Source organism: Mycoplasma tracheobuteonis (assembly GCF_054456995.1).
On sequence record NZ_JBTKTG010000032.1, the window covers coordinates 1 to 2,941 of the forward strand.

General features: G+C 28.9%; 2 protein-coding genes. One reads left to right on the forward strand and one right to left on the reverse strand.

Annotated features, from left to right (window positions below):
• Nucleotides 1-185 precede the first annotated feature (185 nt).
• A complete protein-coding gene (locus ACX1M8_RS03460; protein ID WP_458616337.1) occupies nt 186-1,403 on the forward strand; it encodes an HAD family acid phosphatase in 1,218 nt (405 codons plus the stop codon).
• 383 nt (nt 1,404-1,786) lie between these two features.
• On the opposite strand, the gene ACX1M8_RS03465 is transcribed toward ACX1M8_RS03460, so the two are convergent.
• A partial coding sequence (locus ACX1M8_RS03465; protein WP_458836805.1) for an IS30 family transposase occupies nt 1,787-2,941 on the reverse strand: 1,155 nt, incomplete at its 5' end.

A 2,941-nucleotide genomic window follows, 5' to 3' on the forward strand; every position in this document is an offset into this window, starting at 1 on the left:
GAATACATTAATTTTTTAAACGAAAGGTATTGTCCTGAATATCTTTATTAGTTCGATTTTCCACAAAATATTAGAAATTTGTGAAAACAAATGGGAAATTTCCATATTTACTTGCTGATTTTAATCTGTTTATAAACTAGAATAATATAATAACAATAGGGTATAATCCCAGTGAAAGGTAAAATATGAAAAAATTTAGATTACTATTATCTTCGTTAGCTGGAGCTTCTATTCTTGCAATGCCTATAGTAGCGATTGCTTGCAATGATAAAGACAGCAATAAAGAAACAGCTAAATTAGAAAAAGAAATTAGTCAACTTAAAAGTGATTTAGCTAATAAGGATACACAACTCCAAGAAGCTAATAAAAAAGCAACAGATTTACTTTCAAAACGTGGCATGACACAAGAAATTACTTCTGATTTATGAAATTCATTTTCATCAGAAAAATATGTAACAGGTATTCAAACTTATAGACTTGCTAAAATAGCATTTGATGCAATGATAGCACAGCCCAATGTTCAATTAGATAAGGTTAATATTTCTGGTGACACAATTACGGTTGGTGCAACAGATGCAGAAAAATTTATTCCTGTTGTATGGATGGATTTGGATGATACTGTTTTAAATAATTTCTTATATCAAAATTGGTCAGTCGTAACAAGCCAAACAGAATTTAACAGTCAAGATTGAACAAATTATGTAAATACAGCCACAGCGAAGGAAATTGCAGGAGCTATTAATTTTATTAAATATGTTTGATCAAAAGGTGGAGTTGTAATGTTCAACTCTAACAGAAAACAAGTAGCTGAAATGAAAGGTACTGTGGATAATTTAGTTAAACTAGGCTTAGATGCTAAATATATGCCTGATTGAATTTGGTTTATGGCTGGTTCTGAAAAGCCAACAGAAACTTTACAATACAATTTCCAAAATAGAAATGTAAAAGTTAACAAAGAAGAAAGAATGAAATATGTCAATGATAATAAACTTACAATTGGAGGAAATTTAGTTCAATTTAAGTCTGTTGTAAGAATCGGAGATGATATTTCTGATTTCAACGATAATTTTACAAAAGGAAAAATTAATAATAAATTTATTAACGCAAATCAAGTTATTGAAGCATTGAAATCAACAGAAACAAATTATGGTAAGCTATTTGTCAACACTGATGTCAATGTGAAAGGTGTCTACTACAATCCTTCAACTTCTAAATGAGAACAAGAACCACAAGCAGAAAGTTATGTATTAGTTTCAGGAAATGAAAGTTATGGTACATGAGTAAGACATTTAATGGATGGCGGATATTCAATTGATTATGATAAAGCAATAAAATTATTATCAACATGACAATATACACCAACAGCTGCAACAAATCAAACAAATGTTGAAAATCAAAAATAATATACATTAATTATCAGGAATTATAACCCTACTATTATTTATTTAACACTCCTTACAGAATTAATCATAGCACTCCAATAGGGGTGGCTCGATTGTAATCTGCAGTGCAACACTTTTATTAAGATATAATAAAAGTGGAGCACTGTTTTTTTGTGCTCCACCTAAAACCCCTTCGAAAGGAATTCTTATAAATTATACAAGAATCACACTTAAAGTTAGATATGTAATTGATACAAATTAAAAATATGACTTTCCACTAAAGCTCTAATTTCAGTTGTAAAAACAATGTTTTTTAATTTTAAATGTTTTTTGTAAAAAAGGCAATAGAAAAGCTATCTCACCCATAAAAATTTGATGAGATTATTTTAGAAAACTACCAATTTTTAACAATGTGTTGAATAAAATTCGTACGCACTCATCCGTACAGTGTATAGACTGTTCGGCACTTTATATTCTCTTTTTGAACTATTTATAACGTGACAAATATTCATAATACTTTGATCATTAATTCAAGAATAATATTTGCCTTTTGGAATAAATTTTCTTAATTCCTTGTGTCAACATTCAATTCCACCTTTTTGGTGTGAAGAATAAGGATCACAAGTATAAATTTCTTTTATTTCTGGGATGGTGTGTAATAATGTGTTTTCGGAGCCATTATCTATTGTTAATGTCTTAATTGAAAGTCCATAAAGTTTAATGATTTTTTGAACTGTTCTAGCTACTGATAGAGAATCTCTTCTTGAAAGCATTGCATATCCTAATCTGGATTTTCTCTCATAAACAGTCACTAAAATATATTTGCTAGACTTATTAAATACTACCGTGTCCATCTCATAGTGTCCAAAATCTTCACGGTTATTTACGCTTTCATCTCTGTTATGAATTGAAGTTGCACCCTGAATTTTTGGCTTTGTATATTTTCTTTTCTTCTTCTTTTGAGATTTATCAAATGTCGAATTACTCATACCTCTTTTTCCTACAAACATACTGTAATCAATATCTAATTTTGTATCTATTGCATTATAAAATGTCTGTAGTGTAGGCACAAAAACATTATTATCTTTATTTTTATCAATATATTCATCTAATAATCGAGCCACAGATATCTTTCTGGTGTATTTGATATTTTCGCCAAGATCAAGGTTCGGATTTTCTCTTCTCAATTTCTTGTATTTCTTTCTCAAATTACTTCATTCGATTAAGAAATCCTGTATAGGTCTTAATCTTTCACAACTGTTCATTACGCTTGTTTGATAAATATTTTGTGCTAATGCAATTCTTGTATCTACTCATTTCTCTAGCGATAAATAAGTCACAGACATCATCTTTGTATTACAATTCTTGCATTTTTGTGTTGTCGAATATTTGTATTCTTCTGATGCATTTTCAATATTGTTTTTGATTGTCTTAATATTTTTATTCATCACTTTAGATATCTCGATTAAGCTGTTGTATTTTTGCAAGTTATCAAATAAGCTAGATAAGTCACTTAGTTGGAAATAATTAGTGTTTTGTTTTCTAGCTTTGTTCAATTC